This window comes from Nocardia sp. NBC_00881 (assembly GCF_045207455.1).
In the GTDB taxonomy this organism is placed as follows: Bacteria; Actinomycetota; Actinomycetes; order Mycobacteriales; family Mycobacteriaceae; genus Nocardia.
In genome coordinates this window covers 7,840,292-7,860,775 of the sequence record NZ_CP108798.1, presented here as the reverse complement: position 1 = coordinate 7,860,775, position 20,484 = coordinate 7,840,292, and the positions used below count along the sequence as shown (strand labels likewise).

At 66.8% G+C, this 20,484-nt stretch carries 17 protein-coding genes; 10 read left to right on the top strand and 7 right to left on the bottom strand.

What is annotated here, in order from left to right; genetic code table 11:
• Positions 1–146 precede the first annotated feature (146 nt).
• On the bottom strand, positions 147–1,142 hold the full coding sequence (locus OH799_RS33415; RefSeq protein WP_406272687.1) for a phosphotransferase family protein: 996 nt from the start codon (positions 1,140–1,142) through the stop codon (positions 147–149).
• Positions 1,143–1,542: 400 nt separating this feature from the next.
• Between OH799_RS33415 and pabB the strand changes: the two genes are divergently transcribed.
• Entirely contained in the window at positions 1,543–3,789 is a 2,247-nt protein-coding gene (gene pabB, locus OH799_RS33410; protein WP_406272684.1) for an aminodeoxychorismate synthase component I, read from the top strand.
• 44 nt (positions 3,790–3,833) lie between these two features.
• On the opposite strand, the gene OH799_RS33405 is transcribed toward pabB, so the two are convergent.
• A complete protein-coding gene (locus tag OH799_RS33405) occupies positions 3,834–4,325 on the bottom strand; it encodes a hypothetical protein (RefSeq protein ID WP_406272681.1) in 492 nt (163 codons plus the stop codon).
• A 127-nt stretch (positions 4,326–4,452) separates the two neighbouring features.
• On the opposite strand from OH799_RS33405, the gene OH799_RS33400 reads away from it, so the two are divergent.
• Positions 4,453–6,492, top strand: coding sequence for a TerD family protein (locus tag OH799_RS33400; RefSeq protein WP_406272678.1), 2,040 nt, complete (start codon positions 4,453–4,455; stop codon positions 6,490–6,492).
• A 2-nt stretch (positions 6,493–6,494) separates the two neighbouring features.
• Here the strand turns inward: OH799_RS33400 and OH799_RS33395 are convergent, their stop codons facing one another.
• The 4 genes from OH799_RS33395 to OH799_RS33380 all read right to left on the bottom strand — a co-directional run bounded on the left by OH799_RS33395 (position 6,495) and on the right by OH799_RS33380 (position 10,653).
• Positions 6,495–7,220 carry a TetR/AcrR family transcriptional regulator gene (locus OH799_RS33395; RefSeq protein ID WP_406272675.1) on the bottom strand — a complete coding sequence of 242 codons (726 nt, stop codon included), beginning with the start codon at positions 7,218–7,220 and terminating at the stop codon, positions 6,495–6,497.
• 8 nt (positions 7,221–7,228) lie between these two features.
• Positions 7,229–8,458, bottom strand: coding sequence for a cytochrome P450 (locus OH799_RS33390; RefSeq protein WP_406272672.1), 1,230 nt, complete (start codon positions 8,456–8,458; stop codon positions 7,229–7,231).
• A gap of 154 nt (positions 8,459–8,612) precedes the next feature.
• Positions 8,613–10,034 (bottom strand): DUF1254 domain-containing protein, encoded by a 1,422-nt coding sequence (locus tag OH799_RS33385; protein ID WP_406272669.1) that lies wholly within the window; start codon positions 10,032–10,034, stop codon positions 8,613–8,615.
• 325 nt (positions 10,035–10,359) lie between these two features.
• Positions 10,360–10,653, bottom strand: coding sequence for a hypothetical protein (locus OH799_RS33380; protein ID WP_357267451.1), 294 nt, complete (start codon positions 10,651–10,653; stop codon positions 10,360–10,362).
• A 413-nt stretch (positions 10,654–11,066) separates the two neighbouring features.
• On the opposite strand from OH799_RS33380, the gene OH799_RS33375 reads away from it, so the two are divergent.
• Positions 11,067–11,342, top strand: coding sequence for a hypothetical protein (locus OH799_RS33375; protein WP_195033234.1), 276 nt, complete (start codon positions 11,067–11,069; stop codon positions 11,340–11,342).
• A 141-nt stretch (positions 11,343–11,483) separates the two neighbouring features.
• Here OH799_RS33375 and OH799_RS33370 read toward each other — a convergent pair whose 3' ends face one another.
• Positions 11,484–12,773, bottom strand: coding sequence for a VWA domain-containing protein (locus OH799_RS33370; RefSeq protein ID WP_406272666.1), 1,290 nt, complete (start codon positions 12,771–12,773; stop codon positions 11,484–11,486).
• Between the two features lie 166 nt (positions 12,774–12,939).
• On the opposite strand from OH799_RS33370, the gene OH799_RS33365 reads away from it, so the two are divergent.
• From OH799_RS33365 to OH799_RS33335, 7 genes are all read left to right on the top strand, one after another.
• Complete coding sequence (locus tag OH799_RS33365; protein WP_406272663.1) at positions 12,940–14,316, top strand: MFS transporter; 1,377 nt, start codon at positions 12,940–12,942, stop codon at positions 14,314–14,316.
• On the top strand, positions 14,306–14,725 hold the full coding sequence (locus tag OH799_RS33360) for a MarR family winged helix-turn-helix transcriptional regulator (protein WP_406272661.1): 420 nt from the start codon (positions 14,306–14,308) through the stop codon (positions 14,723–14,725). The genes OH799_RS33365 and OH799_RS33360 overlap by 11 nt, the downstream gene beginning before the upstream one ends.
• Positions 14,726–14,892: 167 nt before the next feature.
• Entirely contained in the window at positions 14,893–15,501 is a 609-nt protein-coding gene (locus OH799_RS33355; RefSeq protein WP_406272658.1) for a TetR/AcrR family transcriptional regulator, read from the top strand.
• Positions 15,502–15,508: 7 nt separating this feature from the next.
• Complete coding sequence (locus OH799_RS33350) at positions 15,509–16,969, top strand: hypothetical protein (RefSeq protein ID WP_406272655.1); 1,461 nt, start codon at positions 15,509–15,511, stop codon at positions 16,967–16,969.
• A 286-nt stretch (positions 16,970–17,255) separates the two neighbouring features.
• Positions 17,256–18,398, top strand: coding sequence for an AI-2E family transporter (locus OH799_RS33345; RefSeq protein ID WP_406272652.1), 1,143 nt, complete (start codon positions 17,256–17,258; stop codon positions 18,396–18,398).
• A 96-nt stretch (positions 18,399–18,494) separates the two neighbouring features.
• Positions 18,495–19,010 carry an OsmC family protein gene (locus OH799_RS33340; protein ID WP_406272649.1) on the top strand — a complete coding sequence of 172 codons (516 nt, stop codon included), beginning with the start codon at positions 18,495–18,497 and terminating at the stop codon, positions 19,008–19,010.
• Positions 19,011–19,058: 48 nt separating this feature from the next.
• Positions 19,059–20,357 (top strand): bifunctional o-acetylhomoserine/o-acetylserine sulfhydrylase, encoded by a 1,299-nt coding sequence (locus tag OH799_RS33335; protein WP_406272646.1) that lies wholly within the window; start codon positions 19,059–19,061, stop codon positions 20,355–20,357.
• Positions 20,358–20,484: the final 127 nt, after the last annotated feature.

Sequence of the window (20,484 nt, the reverse complement as noted above, 5' to 3'; positions counted from 1 at the left end):
CTCTCGCATGCACGTGCTTATATGTGACTGCACCCACACTACGAGAAAAATGGAACGCGTTCTAGTACCGCTCGGAAAATATCACTGATACGGCCGAACATGTACTCCGAACGCGTTCTAGTCCTGAGGCGCGCTCAGCCACAACGTCATGGATGTGCCATCAGGTACTGCGCACGCTCGAAAAGCTCCAGTGTGATCGCGTGCAGGAAGTCGCCGACCTGCTTGGGCGCCTTGCCCGCGAACGCGCGGGCATGCGTGCCCTCCAGGACGATGCCGAGCTTGAAGCAGGCCAACACGGTGTACCAAGGGACTGCGCCGAGATCGCGATCGGAGAACTGGCCGTAGTGCGCGATCATCTCCTCCGGGGTCGGCAGACCGCCGACCGCGCCGAGCTTGCCTACCAGGGCCGCGACGGTGGTACCCGGCTCCGGGCGGGTGGCGATCTGCCAGCCGAGGTCCAGCAGCGGGTCGCCAATCGTGGACATCTCCCAGTCGACCATCGCCGCGACCTGGGGGCCGTCGAAGGAGAACATCATGTTCGCCAGATGACAGTCGCCGTGCAGGATCCCGGGCGTCCAGTGCGCGGGACGGTTGCGGTCCAACCACTCCCCGACCTGCTTCACACCAGGGATCTCAGGCCCCGGGTAGCCCTCGTTCACCGAGTACGACTCGAGTTCGCCGAGCCAGCGCGGCACCTGCCGCTCGAGGAAGCCCTCCGGCTTGCCGTAATCGGTCAGGCCGAGCGCCTGGTAATCCAGCGCACCGAGCCGCGCGATGGCCTCGACCGCGGACAGACCCATCTGCCTGCGGATCTCCGGATCGCTCGCGTGCGGTTCCGGCAGCTCGTTCTGTGGGTTGAACCCGTGGATCGGCTCCATCAGGTAGAAAACCGCGCCTAGCACCGATTCGTCGGGGCAGGCCGCGATCACTCGGGGCGCACGCACCTCGGTGCCGTTGAGCGCGCCGAGCAGGCGGGCCTCGCGCCGGATCACGTCGTTGCTCTTGGCGCGCAAGTGCTTCGGCCCGCGACGCAGCACGTATCCGCGGCCACCACGGACGAAGCGAAGCATGATGTTCTGCGTTCCGCCGCCCAGCGTGGTCACGTCCTCGAATTCGCCGGCAGGAAGCCCCTGCTCATCCATCCACCTTCCGACGACGGCGAAGTCGACGACCGCGGGATCCGCATCCGCTCCTCCGCCGCTCCTCGCCTTATGTCGATCTGTAAACACCTCCGAAGTCGCGTCGCGGACCGGCGGTGCGGCAGGTCGCCCGGATTTGGGCTTACCCGGCGAGTTACCCATGTACTGTTCCGCCTCTCCGAGGATCAGGCCGTGCCCGTCGGGGGCGCCGGATTTGCGTTCAGGTCCTGCGTCTGGTGCCACTCGAGTTCTGGGGTACCCGGCGAGTTACCCACTGTTGTCTCGAATCACTTATCGCGTGAGAGCATGAGCATCCATACCTATCACGTTGTCATGAGCTGTCTCACTCCGGCCATCGTAGGGCGCAGGCGTCAGCCAGCCGTTGGCGTAGTGTTCTGCACAAATGCGCACGCTGTTGGTCGACAATTACGACTCGTTCACCTATAACCTCTATCAGCTGATCAGCGAGGTGAACGGAGTCGAGCCGACGGTCGTGCGCAACGACGAGGTGCGGACCGTCGCCGAGCTGGAACTCACCCGCTTCGACAACGTGGTCGTTTCGCCGGGGCCAGGGCGGCCCGACATCGCGCGGGACATCGGGATTTCCGCGGCCGTGATTCGCGAGACCGAGCTGCCGGTGCTCGGGGTGTGCCTCGGACATCAGGGCATCGTGGTCGGCGCCGGTGGCGTCGTTGCCGCGGCGCCCGCGGCAAGACATGGATTCCTCGACCGAATCGAGCACGACGACCGGGATCTGTTCGCCGGAATCCCGCAGGGTTTCACCGCCGTGCGGTATCACTCGCTGTGTGCGCTGCGGCCGTTGCCAAGGGATCTGGAAGTCACCGCGGTGGCCGCGGACGATGTTGTCATGGGGGTACGGCACCGCCGAAGGGCACAGTGGGGTGTGCAGTTCCATCCCGAGTCGATCGCCAGCGAGTTCGGCGCGGCAATATTGCGCAATTTCGCGAATCTCACCGCGACGCGCCGTGTTCGGTCGAATGCCGGGCGCGCCGCCGTACCGCGAGACCCGGTGGAGGCGGAAGGCGGGATCGCTCCGGAAGCGAGCACCGCCGGCCCACCATCCCCCACTCCGATGTCGGCACTCGCGCCTGAGCAGTTCCCGGCCGCCGCAGTCCGATTCGAGCGCTCCGTCGGCGAATGGTCCGTAGCGCGAGCGGTTTCGGCTCGCACCGAGCACTCGGCACCACTTCCCCGGACATTCCGGCTCCAGCAGGAGGTGATCGAGCGGGCGATCGATACCGAGAGCGCGTTCGTGCGGCTCTACGGCAACTCTCCCACCGCATTCTGGCTGGACAGCGAGCACGTGGAGCCTGGGTTGGACCGGTTCTCGTTCCTGGGTGACGCGAGCGGTCCCCTCGCGGAGGTGCTGCGCTACCGCGTGGGCGACGGCGAGGTGACCGTCGAGTCGTCCGACGGCCATCGGCGCACCGTCTCGGGCGGCATTCTCGACTACCTGGCCGCCGAACTGCGGGCGCGGCAGTTCGAACTTCCCGATCTGCCTTTCGATTTCGTGGGCGGGTACGTCGGCTATCTCGGCTACGAGGTCAAGGCCGACTGCGGCGGGGACGCGGTTCATCGCGCACCGACACCGGACGCACAGTGGATTTTCGCCGACCGGATGGTGGTGGTCGACCACATGGGCGGGCGAACACATCTGCTCTCGCTCACCGACGCGACACCGGACACCACCCGGGCGGGCGCCGACTGGCTGCGCGATACCCGCGAGACCATGGAAACCCTTCCGACCTGGAGAAATCCGCTGCCGCTCGAGGTGCCCTCGGACCGCGAGGCCGCCGCACCGCTGCTCACCCGCGGCCGCGAGCGCTACCTCGCCGACATCGCGGTCTGCCAGGGGCGACTGCACGCCGGCGAGTCCTACGAGATCTGCCTGACCGACAGCGCGACAATCCCCGCCCACGAAGCCGACGGACTCGACTTCTACCGCGCGCTGCGGCGCTGCAACCCCTCGCCGTATGCCGCCTACCTACGCTTCGACGACCTCGACATCGCGTGCTCCTCGCCGGAGCGCTTCCTCAAGGTCGACCGCCACCGCGCCGTGGAGAGCAAGCCGATCAAGGGCACCGCGCCACGCGGCGCCACCCCCGCCGAGGACGAACGTCTGCGCCGCGAGCTGGCCGATAGCCCGAAGACCAGGGCGGAGAACCTGATGATCGTCGATTTGCTGCGCAACGATCTCGGCCGGGTCTGCGAGATCGGCAGCGTGTATGTGCCGAAGCTGATGGCCACCGAGCAGTACACGACCATGCATCAACTGGTGTCCACCGTGCGCGGCAGACTGCGGCCCGAGGTCGACGTGGTCGACTGTCTGCGCGCGTGTTTCCCAGGCGGCTCGATGACCGGCGCGCCGAAGCTACGTACCCTGGAGATCATCGACGCGCTGGAAACCGAAGCGCGCGGGGTCTATTCGGGCACCATCGGCTTTCTCGGGCTCGGCGGCACCGCCGACCTGAACATAGTGATCCGCACCGCCGTGCGCTACGACGGCAGCTGGCGGATCGGTGCGGGCGGCGCCATCGTGCTCGATTCCGATCCCGAAGACGAATACCACGAGGTCCTGCTCAAGGCTGCCGCCACCTTGCGCGCGGCCACAGTCCACGCGCCCCGCTGAGTTCGAGCGGTGCACCTTTCGCCGCTTCGCGCGGCCGCCCACCTTCACCTACGCCGCTTGGTCGACTTCGACGGTGGCGGCTCGACCGGCTCCGGTGCGCTCAGGCCGGTCAGCTTGCCGAGCAAAGCCACTCCGGGCACCTTCGACAATCGGCTGAGCACGTCCTCGCCGAGCGCGATCATCGCCTCCAGCCTGGGCAGCAACCTGTCATAGGCCACGAAGGCCGGGTCGGCCAGCGCCAGCGTCCGATCCAGGCGATCGATCGTGGAGTTCAGCCGCTCGACGGCGATCGACAGGCGCTCTACCAGGTCGGGCAGCTGCGCGGCCAGCTGGGCCGATGCGGGAGGCAGCCGCACCGCTGTGTCGAACGCCGAGCTCGCGGTCAGCTGGGCGGCTTCCAGCGCCTGACCCGCCGCCGTCTGCGCCGCTTCGACCGCGGACTGCGCGGCGGCCAGGATGTCGGAGGGACCGGGCACGCGCCCACCCGGCATTTTCGGGGTCGAGGGCCTGCGACCCGGGCGTTTCGGGTTCGTCATGAGAACACTGTGCCGTACCGCACGGTACGAACGCGGTATTGCGGGATCACGCGCGTTGTCCGCCCCGCCGAGGGACGCCACCTCGCGCGTTCGGCGTGTCGGAGGGTCGTGGCATAGTTCGAGCACGATGAAACTCAGCAAAGGCGCCAACGCGCCGGTACCGACATCCCTTCTAGCCGTGGTTGTTTCATGGCGGTCGGAGCATGCGGTGGACGCACACGCCTTGCTCCTGGACAGGACCGGCACGGTCCGCTCGGACCGGGATCTGGTGTTCTACAACGCCCCGCGCCACGTCTCCCAGGCAGTGACGCTGGACCAAGAGCCGGCGCCGCGGACCGCGCGGCTGAGCGTCTCACTGCCGCGCACCGAAGCGGACGTGGACCGGATCGTCGTCGCCGGCTCCGTCGAGAACGGAATCTTCAGCGATATCACCGCTTTGACTCTCACCGTGCACGCCGTCGACGGGGCGGTGGCGACCTTCGAGATCGAGGACGCGGACGCGGTGCCCGCGCTGATGTTCGGCGAGTTCTACCGCAGAGATGGGCGGTGGCGGTTCCGAGCCATCGGCCAAGGCTGGTCCAGCGGCCTGGCCGGACTGGTCACCGAATTCGGCGTCCAGGTCGAAGATCCGGCGGATCCGGCCCGCGCGACGCACCCCACCGATCCGTTCCGTCTGCACCGATCCGCCCGTACATCGCCGTCGCAGGAGCTGCGCTCGGCACGGTCGGCCACCGGCGCTCACCCGGATCCGGCCGCCCCGAGCCTGCGCGATCGGCACGACCTCGCTCCGGTCCTGCACTTTCCGCACGGGTCCTTCGCGTCCGATCCGCCCCGCAGGAGTTCGCAGTCGGCGCGGGAGGAACGAGCGAGCGAAACCGACTCCGAAGGCATTGCGGTGCAACGCTTCTCTTCGAATTCCGACGACGTCGACAGCCCCGACGAACAAGGAGTGGCGCACAACCGGTCGGACGCGAGCGCATTCGACCGGCCGCGCACGAACCTGCTGGACCGCGCGGAGACCGCCGCCATGCTCGGTTCGTACCGCCCGGTCGACCTGACCCGGCACACCTCGGAAACCGCACCCGCCGCGCTCCCACCACCCCCGAATCCCGAACTGGCCGACTGGCATTCGGATCCCGAAGTACCGGAACGCATGCGCTGGTGGGACGGCAATGAGTGGACGAGCGCCAGCTACCCGCGCCACCGGCCGAGCGATCGGCACTGCGCGCGCTGCGGACATCCGCTCCGCCGCAAGCTATTCGGCGGGCTCGCGCCCTGCCAGGGATGCGAGCTGGAGATCGAGGAGTACCTCACCCATTGGCACACCCAGGCGTGGCGGGTGCTCACCACGCACGGTCCGCGCGGACCCGAATGGGCGGCACTCTGGGCGTCGTTGCGCTACCAGCGGATCGACGCGGACGCGGGCCGCCGTGCCTTACGCGCCGCGGCGCTCAGCTACGTGGAGCGGCTGGTCACCTTCACCTTCGCCGACGGCGAGGTCCAGCACGCCGAACTGGAGCTGTTCGAGCAGGCGGTCACCGAGTTGGCGCTCGACGGCCCGCTGATCGAGGACCTGCGCAGGCGGATGCACCGCGGACGTACCCTGTCCCGGTTGCGTGCGGGCGATCTACCGGTGGTCCGCACGCCGGGCTTGCACCTGGACCCCGAGGAGAAGGTGCACGTGGATCTGCCCGCGATGCACGTGCGTCAGCTCGCCCGCGGCCCGAAGCTCACCGAGGGCAGGCTGATCTGCAGCAACAAGAAGCTGCGGTTCGTCGGCGCCGGCGCAGGCACCGAAATGCCATGGTCCCGCATTATTTCCGTGCACGCGGAGCAGGAAACGGTGGTGATCGCGGCCACCTCGTCTCGTGGCGGTGGGACGTTCGCCGTCGCAGATCCCGACTACGTCGCCGCCGCACTGGAAGGTGCGTTGCGTGTGGCCAAACGCCTGGTGCTCACACCAGGGCAGCGCGACACCCGCAGCATCCCGCAGGAGATCAAAGCCGAGGTGTGGCAGCGTGACGGCGGCAAGTGTGTCGAATGCGGTGACGGGCACTACTTGGAGTTCGACCATGTCATCCCGCTCAGTCGTGGCGGCGCGACCAGCGCGGCCAATCTCCAGATCCTGTGCCGCTCGTGCAACCGCGCCAAGGGCGCACGCATCTGAACTCAGCCCGCGATCAGGCCCGCCGTCCGCCCCAGGTCGGCCAGCATGGCGTCGAACAGGATCTCCGGATTGGCCAACGGGATCGGATAGTTCCCGAATACCTCCAGCGTGACGTGCCCGTACAGCCTGGCCCAGATCTGGATCATCAGATAGATCACCCCGAGGTCGAGCTTCTCCGCCGGGAACTTCTGGCCTGACTCGGACAGCACCGCGAGCAGCTCGGTCTGGAAATGCAGGAGATCCTCGCGCAGTTCCGGCGGGATGACATCGGTGGGCGGAGTGACGACGTCATAGGTGGCAAGCAGCCTCCCCGCCGCACCGAGGAAGATGCGGCCGAACGGCTCATCGAACCGGCGCAGTGCCTGTACCCGATCGGCGCCCGGCGAGGCGAACACCAGGGTGAACTCCCTGGTGTGCGCGAGCGCCCAGCGCCGAAAACCACGGCAGATGGCGAAGAACTGCACCACGCCGTCGTCGGGCAGCGTGGCGATCTCGGCGGTCAGCTCCCCAGCCAGATCGGCGCAGAAGTCCAGGCGCAGCCTTTCCAGCAGATCGTCCAGCGACTTGTAGTACCGATACAGCGCGGGAGCGGTGACACCGAGCTCGCGCGCGATCGCGCGCAGGGTGATGGCGGCGGGCCCGCGCCCGACCAGCAGCGTACTGGCGACCCGCCGGATGTCGGCGTCGCTCACCACCGGTGAGCGGCCCCGCGGTTTGGACTGATGCACGAGTCGATTCAAGCGTATTCGACTTCCCAGCGCTTGATCCCGTTCAGCCAGCCCGAGCGCAGCCGCACCGGATCGGAGACCTGCCGCAGGTTCGGCATCACGTCGGCGATGGCGTTGAACATCAGGTCGATCTGCAGCCGGGCCAGGTTGGCGCCGACGCAGTAGTGCGTGCCGGTGCCGCCGAACCCGACATGCGGGTTCGGGTCGCGCAGTACGTCGAAAGTGAACGGATTCTCGAACGCGTCCTCGTCGAAATTGGCCGAGCTGTAGAACAGTCCGATCCGTTGGCCCTTCTCGATCTCCTGGCCGCCCAGCACAGTGTCTCGGGTCGCGGTGCGCTGAAACGCCGTCACCGGGGTCGCCCAGCGGACGATCTCGTCAGGTGCAGTGCGCGGGCGCCGCTGCTTGTAGATCTCCCACTGCTCCGGGTTGTCCACGAACGCCTTCATGCCATGCGTGATCGAGTTGCGGGTGGTCTCGTTGCCCGCCACCGACAGCAGGATGACGAAGAAGGCGAACTCGTCCGAGCCGAGATGCTCGCCGTCGATGTCGGCGTTGACCAGCTGGGTGACGATGTCGTCGGCCGGGCACGTGCGCCGCTGCTCGGCCATGTTCCACGCGTAACCCATCACCTCGGCGGTGGCGGCGTGGTGGTCGCCCTCGAACTCCGGATCATCGTAGGAGATCATCTGATTGGACCAGTCGAAAATCTTCATCCGGTCTTCCTGCGGGATGCCGATCAGCTCGGCGATGGCCTGCAGCGGCAGCTCGCAGGCCACCTGTTCGACGAAGTCGCCACCGCCGGACTTCTTGGCCTCGTGCACGATCCTGGCGGCGCGTTCGGTGAGCGCGGCGCGCAAACTCTCCACCGCGCGCGGGGTGAAGCCCTTGGAGATGATGCGGCGGGTCTTGGTGTGCTTGGGCGGATCGAGGTTCAGCAGCAGCATGTCACCGAGCATGTCGATCTGCTCCCGGGTGGTGTCCTCGTTGAACCGGATGATCGCCGTGTTCTCCTGCGAGGAGAACACCTCCGGCTTCTTCGAGATCTCCTTGAGATGGTCGAGCTTGGAGACGACCCAGTACCCGCCGTCGCCGAAGCCGCTGGCGCGGCCGGACTGAGCGCACCACCACACCGGGGCGGTGCGGCGCAGCTCGGCGAACTCCTGGATGGGCAGGCGGGTGGCGAGCAGGTCGGGGTCGGTGAAGTCGAATCCTGTGGGGATCGAGGGCGTGGTCACGGCTAACTCCTACCGGTCTGGGCGTGGCGCAGACCTCACGACATTGTGTTGAAACACGGTCCAAGAGGAGATGGAACCACAGAACAAGCTTGAGTGAACAGTGTTTAGTAAAGCCCGTTTACTTTCTGCTTCGTTTGGGCAGGCGAGGGCTGAATCAGAGCAGTGGCGTGAGCGGCGGGGGCAGCCAGCGCCCTTGCAACGCCTCTTCTTTCGGCACGTACAGGCGCAGGGTCAGCGAGAACTGGCCCGATTCCGGGATGGGCAGCCAGTTTCCGGTGGGGACGCTCGGTCCGGGGTCGGCGTACTGGAGCGTGAGGTCCAGGGAGCCATCTGCATTGAGCACGACCGGGACCAGGTGGCCGACCGCGTATATCCTCGCCGGGTTGGGCACCAAATAGTTGTCGGCGTCGTAGGCGGTCAGCGACCAGAAGGCGTCGACAGGCGGCAGCTGGCCCGGTGCGAAGTGCAGCCGAAAGCGGCCCGCGCTGCCGTGCGCGTCCGCGGTGGTGAACAGTGTCGGATAGATGGCGTCCTCTGGCAGGCCGATGCCGAGACCCACCCAGGCCATCACGGCGCGCAGCGGGTAGTTGGTGCCGTACCTGCCGACGCCGTGGTCGTAGACCCAGCCGTTCACGTTGGCCGTCTGTGCACCCAGAACCACAGGAATCTGCTGCCGGGCGGTGTCGACGGCAGCCGCGAGCTCGACGTCGGACAAGCCCTCGACCTTGCCGCCCGGCCGGATGCCTATGGTCGCGAAGCGGCGCATCGCGGGCGCGTCGTCGGGCGCCGGTGGATTGATCGACATCACCGCGCACATCCGGTCGAAGAAGGCCCGCGGGTCCAACTCCGCGACCTGGGCAGGCGGGGACTGCGCCTCCGCCGGCCCACTGGGCGCCGCGGCGGGCGGATCCGTTCCTGCGATCCATGCGCTCAGCGGAACCAGCTTCAGCTCCTGCTGCAGCACGCGAACGCTGGGGAGGTCGTCGTTGCCATTGACCTGAATCCGGCTGATCAGCCATACCGTCGGCGTCGGCATCGACATCGGGGTGAGACCGTTCGGCAGCGCACCCGACCAACCGGGACCGGTCACCACGTAGGTATACGGCGGCGCGGCCGACTTGGCTCGTGGACGAACGCTACTCGGGTTGTGCACTGTGTTCGTCCACGCGTCGAGCAATTGCACCAGCCAGTACCGCCGGCCGTCCATCGCGGGAACCTGCAGCACCATCGGCTCGGCAGTCAGATCGAGCCAGGCGGTCGAGTACAGGGTGTCCAGATTCATCCGCACCAGATCTCGCTCCGCGGAGGTGGGCAATGTCGCGGCGTGCTGGAACCGGTTGGCGGGTGTGGTCGCCTCGTTCGCAGCGCGCGTGAAGTCCATCAGCACCAGCGGAAAGCCGAAAATGTATGCGTCCTTGGCGATCTTCGCGGCCTCGCCGGGCATGGTGGGGACGGTCGAGCCGTCCTCATCCGATCCGCCACACGCCGCCACGCCGATCGCGGCCATCGACGTCACGGCCATGCCGAGCACGGCGCGCCGCGAGACCACGGGCCTATTCCCGGTCCTATCGTCCATGATCCTGCTCCGCCTCCGATCCTATCGGGCACCGCGCGAGATCCGTCCTGGAGTATAGCCATCCCTCACCGCGAAAATCGCTGGTCAGCGCCCCCGAGGCGCAACAATCCCGAGCAGCCCGGTGCGTCGACCAGGTCGGTGGCCGGCGGCCGCGGTTCGTCCAGGCTCCACCGAGGCGCCGGAACGTCGAGCGCGCCGAGGAACGCTATCCGGCGCCAGCCAGGCGCGCATAGGCGACCGCACGGCGAGCAGCCACCGCGTTGCACTCCTTGCCGCCGACGACAGTCCGGACCCGGACCAGAGGCTCGCCGAGCGGTCTGCGCGGTCAGATCTCCAGGATGGTGTTCATGATCGTGCCCGCGCTGGTGGCGACAACACCACCGAGCATGGCTCCCGCGATCATCTTCGGCGACTGCAATGCGCCCCCGGTCCACTTCTCCCAGGCGAATCTGCCGCCCGCGTAGATGATGCTGACGATGCCGGACAGCAGCGCGAACCAGGTCAGATACCGGACGAACTTCAACAACTTGTCCGACAGAGGAGGCGCCTCCGGGGTTGGATTGCCGATCTGCGCCAGTGTTGTGATCGATTCGCCGACCGACGCCAGAATGATGCTCACCGTCTACTCCCTACGCTCCAGTACAACCTTGCCGTTGCCGAGCTGCCACACGAAAGCTGTTCGACCATTGAGGAATTCGATCGTGAATGAGAATACGGGCCCGGCCGCGCCACCGTGTGCAGGTTCTGCCGAGCAGGCACGGTGCCGGCCGCGAAACCTGGTGCGGGGCTCGAGAATCCGAATCGCGCCCAAGTGGTCATGACAATCGCCGGCGAGTCCGGCGACGCACGACAACCGCGTTCTCGATCACCGTGCCCCACCCATCTTCCAGAGCTTCGACCGACCCGGCAAGGCCGTAGAATGCACGAACTCCCCTGCGCCACACCGACCCGCCTACATCACGGCAGACAAACGGATACGATCTTCACAGCGAAGCACTGCCCTTGTCCCGAATCCGGAATGAGCGAACGACGATGATCCTGGCCGCCGCTTACGACACCCTGGCGCAGATCGGCAACCCCACCCCCGAGGCTCCGCCGATTTCAGACAAGTTCCTTCAACTGGTCCGCTACCTGACGTGGTTCGTTCTCCTGTCGGGCGTCTGCGGCATCATCTACGCGGGCGGCCGCTTCGCCTGGGAGAAGTGGACCGGCGGCGGCCTCGAGTCGCCGAAGATGGTGGCGGGAGCCATGATCGGCGGCGTCATCGCCACCAGCGCGGGCACCATCATGAACGCCGTCATCGGCTGACCCCGAACCAACACAGCACTAAGCAGAGCTCTCATAGCTTCTCGCCATAACAGCTGATGGCGTCGAATGGGACATGGCGTCGCGCTTCGCCGCGAATGTCCCACGCACGCCAGGTGTCCGGGGTGTGCGAGCGGAACGGTTTCAGCGAAGGATGCCCGCGACCCGCGCAGCACGAAGCCAGTCCGGGAACTCACCGAGCAACCGCGCGTACAGCCGCGCGTCATCGACCTGATCGATGTCGTCGAGGGCGAAGAAGCCCGCGTTGTCCACCACCCGGTCGGCCATCTCGTCCAGCGAGCGCAGCAGGCCGTAGTTGGCCAGGCCGAGGCCGATGAACTGCCAGAAGACGGGCAGCCGTGACGCTTCCCGCATCAGGGCGGCGATCTCGCGCTTGTTGGCGAAACCGCCGTCGGTGAAGAACAGCACGAGGGTGGGGCGGTCACCAGGACGCAGGGAGTCGATGATGTCACGCATGATCGGCAGTTCGTCGTTGCGGCCGCCGATCCCGTCGTAGTCGATGTCGGCGTGGGTTCCACTGAGGTGCAGGAAGGTCTGGGCCCATTCGTCGCCGTGTTCCACCTCGATATCGGGCAGCTTCACGAAGAAGCGGGCATAGAGGTATGCCTCCAGGGTGCCGTCGTCATCGAGCTGAGTGGCGACCGGAATCATCCGCTGTACGACGCGATGCACCACCTGGTCGCGGTACTGCCGGTTCATGCTGCCGGTCTTGTCGATGACCAGCACGACACGGGCGCGAATCCCGAAGGCGTCCTTGTCGATCAGGACTTTCGCCACTTCGCGCTTGCGCAGATCCAGCTTCGCGCGCTTCTCCAAGGAGAGCTTCGCTTCACCCGGCACGGTGAAAACCTCGACTGAGCGAGCGAATCGGGACGTCGCTCCCGATTGCGGCGGCGCCGAAGGGGCCCGATCTGCGGGCTCGTCCACCGTCACACCGTGATCGGTGACGAGTGCGGCGAATCCCCCTGCATAGCCTTGACCAACCGCCCGCACCTTCCATTGCGCGTTCCGCCGATACAGCTCCAGCGCGATCACCACCGATTCGCTGTCGAGGCCCTCGATTCGATACTCGTACAACACCGCCCCCGCCGCGTCGGCCACCGTCGCCACCGCCGCCTCGAACCGGCCGAAGGTCGCTGTCGGATCGTCGAGGGTGAGCACCGCGCGCAGCTGTGCAATGCCCTCAGGCAGATCGGTGAGCGAAACCTCGAGCGTGGCGGGCGTTCCCGGTCGCAGCGACACTCCCGGCGCACTCGGCTGGTTGAAGAACACGAAGTCCGCGTCCGATCGCACCTGCCCGGCTTCTGTCACCAGCAGCGCCGACAGGTCGACCGTGGTCTCGGTCAGCACCGAAACCAGCACCCGATCCACCTCCAGCGCCCCGTTCTGCCCTTTCACCAATGCAGCGCCCACCGGAACTCCCAAGCCGAATCGAATTCGCTACCGCGATCAGCCTCAGCCTAGGACAGCCCCGGCCCGGCCCGCCGACTTCGAGTTCGCCGGATCGGAGGACCACCTGCGACGCGGACCACATCGTGCGTCCTTGCGCGGGCAACTATTGCAACATCACAATAGTTATGTGAACACAACTGTTGAGTCATTGACCGTCCGGCGCAAAGCGCTCGTGCTGGCCACCTGCTGCCTGAGCCTGTTGATCGCGTCAATGGACGTGACGATCGTGAACGTCGCCATCCCGACGATCCGCGACGACCTACACGCTTCGCTCTCCCGCTTGCAATGGGTCATCGACATCTACACGCTCACGCTCGCGAGCCTGCTCATGCTGTCGGGTGCCGCGGCGGACCGGTTCGGACGCCGCCGCGTCTTCCGGATCGGGCTGGTGACCTTCGCCGTCGGCTCACTTCTGTGCAGTCTCGCCCCGACTGTCGAGCTGCTCATCGGGGCCAGGTTCATCCAGGCCATCGGCGGTTCGATGCTCAACCCGGTGGCGATGTCGATCATCACCCAGGTCTTCACCGGCCGGGTGGAACGGGCCCGCGCCGTAGGGGTGTGGGGCGCGGTGGTCGGTGTCTCGATGGCGCTGGGGCCCACGGTCGGCGGCGTGCTGATCGATTCGCTCGGCTGGCAGGCGGTGTTCTGGATCAACCTGCCGATCTGCGTGCTCGCGCTGATCCTTACCACGGTCTTCGTGCCGGAATCGCGGTCGGCGACAGTGCGCGGCATCGACCCAGTCGGCCAACTGCTGGTGATCGTCTTTTTGTTCACCATCGTGTTCGGGCTGGTCGAGCGCGCGCCCGCGATCTTCGTGCTCGCCGCGCTCGCGTTCGCCGCGTTCCTGCGCCACGGATCCCGGCACCGGGATCCGTTCATCGATCCGCGATTCTTCCGCAGTGTCCCGTTCGCCGCCGCCACGGTGATCGCGGTGTTCGCCTTCACCGGCCTCGGCGCGTTCCTGTTCACCTGTTCGCTGTATCTGCAGAACGTGCGGCACTATTCGGCGGTCCACACCGGTCTGCTCTACCTCGCGATGGCGATCGCGATGCTGATCTCCTCGCCGCTGTCCGGCCGCCTGGTCGGCCGGCACGGCACGCGGCCATCCCTGCTCACCGCCGGGTTCGCCATGACGCTTGCCGCGGTCCTGCTCACCCGGCTCGACACCGGCACCCCGGTGTGGGCGCTGGTCGGGATGTTCGCAGTGTTCGGTATCGGCTTCGGCATGGTGAACGCCCCGATCACCACCTCCGCGGTCAGTGGGATGCCGCTGGATCGCGCGGGCGCCGCCGCCGGGGTCGCCTCGACCAGCCGCCAGGTGGGCGCGAGCGTCGGTGTCGCGCTGTGCGGCGCATTGACCGGCGCGAGCCTGTGGTGGGTGATCGCCATACTCGCCGCGGGAATCGCCATACTCGGCATTGCCTCGAACACCTCGTGGGCCGACCGGTCGCGCGACCGCGTTGCTCCGCTCTTGGAACAGAAAGTCCCGATCCATGCCGGCTGACACCCCGACACCCGACGAGGTGTGGGCACTGCTCACCCACCTGGTGATCGACACCCGCGACCAATGGAAGCGCGCCGTTACCGAGCGAACCGGCTTGCCGTTCAGCCGGATTCGCGTCTTGCGACGGCTGCGTCCCGGGCCGAAGACAGTCAAGGAACTGGCGCACGCCGCGGCCATGGATGCCCCCGCCGCCACCGTCACGGTGAATCACCTGGAGGAGCTGGGATTGGTGGCCAGGGAGATCGATCCGGCCAACCGCAGGCAAAAGCAGGTCTCGATCACAGCCGCCGGGCGCACGGTTCTGAACACCGCCCTCGCCACCCCTGACCCCGCCCCCGCGTCGATCACCGCCCTCTCGAACGAGGAACTGCGGGCACTACACGAGATCCTGGGAAAGCTTCAGCACTGAGGGATCCGTGACGCGATCACGCACCCCTACCAGCCGACCTGGAAGACCACCGCACCATAGCCGCGCCCGACCCGACCAACAGTTTGTCGCGCCGTCAGGTATCGACATATAGATACGGTTTCGTAGCTACGCTTGAATAGCTACGAAGCAGTTGCTAAATTGCCGTTGTGAGCTCCCCACGCACGCCAAGGGCCCGGCGCACCAAAGCCGAACTGCTCGATGCCTGCCGATCCGCCGTCATCGCCGAAGTCTGCGAATTCGGGCTCGGCCGCCTCGGAATGGAAGGTGTCGCACGACGGGCCGACACCGCGAAAACCTCGCTGTACCGGCATTGGGCCACCGCCGAGGATCTACTGCTCGACGCACTGCGGCATGCACACCCGGTGGAACTGCCATCGCCAGAGGGCGGTCAGCTACGCGCGGACCTGCTGCGCGCACTGGCGCAGTTGACCGGCTGGCTCGCCAGCCCGGCGGGAGCGGCGACCGCGGCGGTCCTCGCCGAACGGGGACGCCGCCCGGAGCTGGTAGATGCCATGTACCGCACCGTGTTCGACTCACGCGGTGGCCGGTTCACGCGCACCGTGCTCGAACACTACGCATCGCTGGGCGAACTCGACGCCCGGCTACTGACCCCCGTCGTGACCGACATCGGCGAGGCCCTTGTCATCAAGCACCACATCGACAGCGGGCAGTTGCCCGACGAACGGGCCAGGGCTGCGATCGTCGACCAGGCGATACTGCCCGCGCTCGGTTTTCCCCGTTTCCGTGAGGAGTAAACCCGATATGACACAGACACTTCCCTGCTCGGTCCAGGTGGACTGGAAGACGACCACCGGCACCTCCCGCACCACACTCACCACACATCTGTGGACCGCGCCGCCGCTGCGCCGCGATTCTCCCATCCACGACAAGGCATTCGACGCGCTGCGCTCTCTCGACGCCGATCTCGTCCGCTTTCTGCCGTGGTTCTCCCATCCGCGCCTCGCGGTCGCCGAGCTGACGCCGCCGACGAAATCCGAAACATCCTGGAACTTCGACCTCCTCGACCCCATGGTCGAGGATTTCGTCGCCGCTGCGGGCGGACGACCTATCGTCGCGAACTTCGCGACCATCCCGGCCTGGATGTTCCGCACGCCGGAAACCGTGGCCGTGTCCGCGGATCCGAACGAGATCCATTGGGATTACGAACAAGGCACCGAACTCCGCGACCCGACACTGAACGAAATCGCCGACTACTTCTATCGGGTCGCCAGCTGGTACATCGTGGGCGGTTTCACCGACGAGCTGGGACGCAGACACGAGTCGGGCCATCGGTACCGCTTCGCGTACTGGGAGGTGCTCTGCGAACCCGATCTCGGCCACCGGATCTCCCCGGAGCTCTACACCCGACTGTACGACGCGATTGTCGAACGCCTGCGCCCACTCGATCCGGAGATGAAATTCATCGGATTGTCACTGAGCCATGTGCATCACGACCCTGAGTACTTCTGGCACTTCCTCGACGCCGCGAACCATCGGGCGGGCATCCCGATCGACGCGTTCTCGTACCACTTCTATGCCGCGCCGGAGATCGTGAACCCTTTTTCCGCAGAGGGCAACGCGCCGTACTCGTCCTGGCGCGACATCTTCTTCGCCCAGGCCGACGGTTTCATCGAGCAGGTCCGCTACATCGAGTCCCTCCGCCGCCGCCTCGCGCCGGACACCCGCACGTTCATCAACGAACTCGGTACCTTTCCCGCCGATGTGATGAATCCGGAACCCGAGATCCCCGATGAGTACTGGGCGCTCAGCGCCGCTGTGCAGTCGTATCTGTGGGCACGGCTCGTCGGTATCGGAATCGACCTGGTCGGCATCGCGGAGTTCATGGACTACCCGGGCATGATTCCCGGCACCACGCTGCTCGACTGGGATACCGGAACCCCCAACCTCCGCTACCGTGCGCTGGCGCTGCTGCTCGAGCACTTCGGGCCGGGAGACCAGTCGGTCACCACCGCTACGGGAATGCCGGGTATGCCCGACAGCCGAGTGCATGCGCAAGGGTTCCACACCGTGTCGGGAGACCGAAAAATTCTGCTGGTCAACAAGACCGCCGATCCCATCACAGTCGCGATCTCCGGTGACACCCCGGACATCGGTCATCTGGCTCAGATCGGCGCTGCCACCACCGACGCTCCGAGCACGGCAACCCTGTCCGAACCGAGCTTCGCGCTGGACGGCTTCGCCACCGCGATCGTCACCTACTGACCGGTCCCACTCACCATGGGCCGGTAGCCCGCACGACTGGCCCCTGTTTCGCCGCGGCGCGCGGTCGACAGCTCGGTTCGACCTGCCGGACCGCGGCCCGGCGCGTCACCGCGTGCGGAACGAGTCCTCGGCTCGGGGTGCTGTTGCGGCATTCCGCCGAAGACAACCACGTGGAAGAACAGCTCGGCGGTGGGGCGACACGGATCGCCCGCCACACGCGCCCAGGCGCGGCCTGCGCCTGAGCCGAGCCCTACTCGGCCCCGCGACTTCGTGCCAAACTTGGCCCGTGAGCGAACCGAACAAGGGCCAGGAACCGGATGACCGTGCGACTCGGGATCGGGGCGACGTCATAGGCGCGGGCATCCTGTGGCTCGCCAAATGGGCGCTGTGTGTTATCGCGATCGCGGCGGGCGCCTGGGTGCTCGGCTTCCTGGTCGCCAAGCTGTGGGTGGTGATCCTGCCGGTGGCGCTGGCGATCGTCGTCTCGACCGTGCTGTGGCCGCCGACGCGCTGGCTCACCACACACGGCCTGCGGCCCGCCGCGGCAGCCTCGATCGCGGTGCTCGGGTTCATCGGGCTGCTGGCCGGGGTCATCGCGCTGATCGTGCCCTCGGTCGTGGACCAAGCACCCGAACTCGCGGACAAGTCGACCGAGGGTGTCAACCAGGTGCGCGACTGGCTGCAAGGTCCGCCGCTGAGAATCCGTGACGAACAATTGGATTCGGCGGTCGACGCGATCGTATCCCGGCTGCAGTCGAGCTCCGAGCAGATCGCGACCGGCGTGTTCAGCGGCGTGAGCACCGCGACATCGGTGCTCGTCGCCCTGTTCCTCGTGCTCGTGCTCACGTTCTTCTTCGTCAAGGACGGGCCGCGCTTCCTGCCGTGGCTGCACATCATCTCCGGCAGTCGCAGCGGCAAGCACCTCGAAGAGGTGCTGAACCGGATCTGGGTGGTACTCGGCGGGTTCATCCGGACCCAGGCGCTGGTCAGCCTGATCGATGCAGTGCTGATCGGGGCGGGTCTGGTGATTCTCGGGGTGCCGCTCGCACTGGTCCTCGCGGTGATCACCTTCCTCGGCGGGTTCGTCCCGATTGTCGGCGCGTTCGTCGCGGGCGCCCTCGCGGTGCTCGTCGCGCTCGTCGGCAATGGGTTCGTGACGGCGCTGATCGTGCTCGGCATCATCGTCGCCGTGCAGCAGCTGGAAGGCAATGTCCTGCAACCGGTATTGCAGAGCCGCAGCATGCGGCTGCACGCCGTTATCGTGCTGCTGGCCATCACCGCGGGTGGCTCGCTGTACGGCATCGTCGGCGCCTTCCTCGCGGTGCCGGTCGCCGCCATTGTCGCGGTCATCGTGCGCTACATCGGCGAGCAGATCGACGCGGCAACCGCCGCTGCGACGGGGCCCGAAACCGAACCCACTCCCGAATAAGCGCAGGGCAATTGGGAAAGGTCGACGCACCACTGTTCGACTCAGCCGGAGTGTAACTATCGCCGTCGCGCGACATCGTTCCTAGCGTCAGTGCATATGACAACCATCCGGCGCACGCCGCTCAACGACATCGCCGATGCCACGGCACGGGCCGTCGCGGACGACCTGGCGAACGCGCTGGTGGTCTTCCGCGCTTCCGGCACACCGGAAGGAACAGTAGGCAGCGCGGTCACTCTCGGCAAGCACACCGTTCGTGTGGATGAGCCGCCCGCGCTCGGTGGCGCGGACACCGCACCCAACCCCGTCGAGGTCTACCTGGCCTCGCTCATCGCCTGCCAGGTGGTGACCTACCGGTTCTGGGCCCAGCGGCTCGGCATCACGATCGATGATCTGGCGGTGACGGCCGAGGGCGATCTCGACGTGCGCGGGTTCTTCGGTCTGGACGGCGCCATCCGCCCGGGGTTCCAGGTGGTGCGCGTGACCGTGCGGGTCAGCGGACCCGAGACCGAGCAGCGCTACACCGAGCTCCAGCAGGCCGTCGACGCGCACTGCCCGGTCCTGGATCTCACCACCGGAACCACTCCGGTGGACACCACCCTGATCATCGGCTAGCCGCTGCTCGACTACGACCCGATCGCCCACACGAAGGAGGACCTTTCGATGACCGAACCCGACCTGTCCGGCAACTGGAGCTTCGAGACCAAGCAGATCCACGTCGGACAGATACCCGACGGCGCGACCAACGCCCGCGCGCTCCCGATCTACCAGACCACCTCATACACCTTCCGCGATACCGCGCACGCCGCCGCGCTGTTCGGGCTGGCCGAGCCGGGCAACATCTACACCCGGATCATGAACCCCACCCAGGACGCGGTGGAACAGCGCATCGCCGCACTCGAAGGCGGTGTCGCCGCACTGCTGCTGGCCTCCGGACAGGCCGCGGAGACCTTCGCGATCCTCAACATCGCCGGAGCGGGCGACCACATCGTCTCCAGTCCACGGCTCTACGGCGGCACCTATAACCTGTTCCACTACACGCTGCCCAAGCTGGGCATCGAGGTAAGCTTCGTCGAGGACCCGGACGACCTCGACCAGTGGCGTGCGGCGATCCGCCCGAACACCAAGGCGCTCTATGGCGAAACGGTGTCCAACCCGCAGAACCACATCCTCGACATTCCGGGGATCGCAGCCGTCGCGCACGACAACGGCGTTCCGCTGATCGTGGACAACACCGTCGCCACCCCATACCTCATCCAGCCGCTTGCGCACGGCGCCGACATCGTCGTGCACTCGGCGACGAAGTATCTCGGCGGGCACGGCGCGGCCATCGCGGGTGTCATCGTGGACGGCGGCACGTTCGACTGGACGAGCGGGCGATTCCCCGGCTTCACCACACCCGACCCGAGCTACCACGGCGTGGTCTACGCCGATCTGGGCGCGCCCGCCTATGCGCTCAAAGCACGTGTGCAGCTGCTGCGCGACCTCGGCTCGGCGGTCTCGCCGTTCAACGCGTTCCTGATCAGCCAGGGCATCGAGACGCTGAGCCTGCGCATCGAGCGTCATGTGCGCAACGCCCAGGCGGTGGCGGAGTTCCTTGCGACGCGCGAGGAAGTGATCTCGGTGTCGTATGCGGGCCTGCCGTCGTCGCCGTGGTACGAGCGGGGCCGCAGCCTCGCACCGAAGGGCGCAGGCGCGGTGATCGGCTTCGAGCTGGCCGACGGCGTGGACGCGGGCAAGCGGTTCGTCGAGGCACTGCGGCTGCACAGCCATGTGGCCAACATCGGCGACGTGCGCTCGCTGGTGATTCATCCCGCCTCCACCACCCACTCCCAGCTGACGCCAGAAGAACAGCTCGCCGCGGGGGTGACGCCGGGCCTGGTGCGACTCGCCGTCGGCATCGAGGGTATCGACGACATCCTCGCCGACCTTCGAGCCGGTTTCGCGGCGGCAGGTTCCTGATAGGCCGTGCCCCGGGGCACTCGAGCAGTCCGAACAGGCTCGGACGGCCTGGCCGGCGTCGGCCGGACGAGTCGACCCCGGCCCGGTCTCGCTACCGTGCGGGGTTGCTTTACGTTCGGCCCTCGGC

Coding starts and splice junctions, on each gene's coding strand:
- OH799_RS33415 (WP_406272687.1), bottom strand. CDS start 1,142: ATGGATGAGCAGGGGCTTCCTGCCGGCGAATTCGAGGACGTGACCACG.
- pabB (WP_406272684.1), top strand. CDS start 1,543: ATGCGCACGCTGTTGGTCGACAATTACGACTCGTTCACCTATAACCTC.
- OH799_RS33405 (WP_406272681.1), bottom strand. CDS start 4,325: ATGACGAACCCGAAACGCCCGGGTCGCAGGCCCTCGACCCCGAAAATG.
- OH799_RS33400 (WP_406272678.1), top strand. CDS start 4,453: ATGAAACTCAGCAAAGGCGCCAACGCGCCGGTACCGACATCCCTTCTA.
- OH799_RS33385 (WP_406272669.1), bottom strand. CDS start 10,034: ATGGACGATAGGACCGGGAATAGGCCCGTGGTCTCGCGGCGCGCCGTG.
- OH799_RS33375 (WP_195033234.1), top strand. CDS start 11,067: ATGATCCTGGCCGCCGCTTACGACACCCTGGCGCAGATCGGCAACCCC.
- OH799_RS33360 (WP_406272661.1), top strand. CDS start 14,306: ATGCCGGCTGACACCCCGACACCCGACGAGGTGTGGGCACTGCTCACC.
- OH799_RS33350 (WP_406272655.1), top strand. CDS start 15,509: ATGACACAGACACTTCCCTGCTCGGTCCAGGTGGACTGGAAGACGACC.
- OH799_RS33340 (WP_406272649.1), top strand. CDS start 18,495: ATGACAACCATCCGGCGCACGCCGCTCAACGACATCGCCGATGCCACG.
- OH799_RS33335 (WP_406272646.1), top strand. CDS start 19,059: ATGACCGAACCCGACCTGTCCGGCAACTGGAGCTTCGAGACCAAGCAG.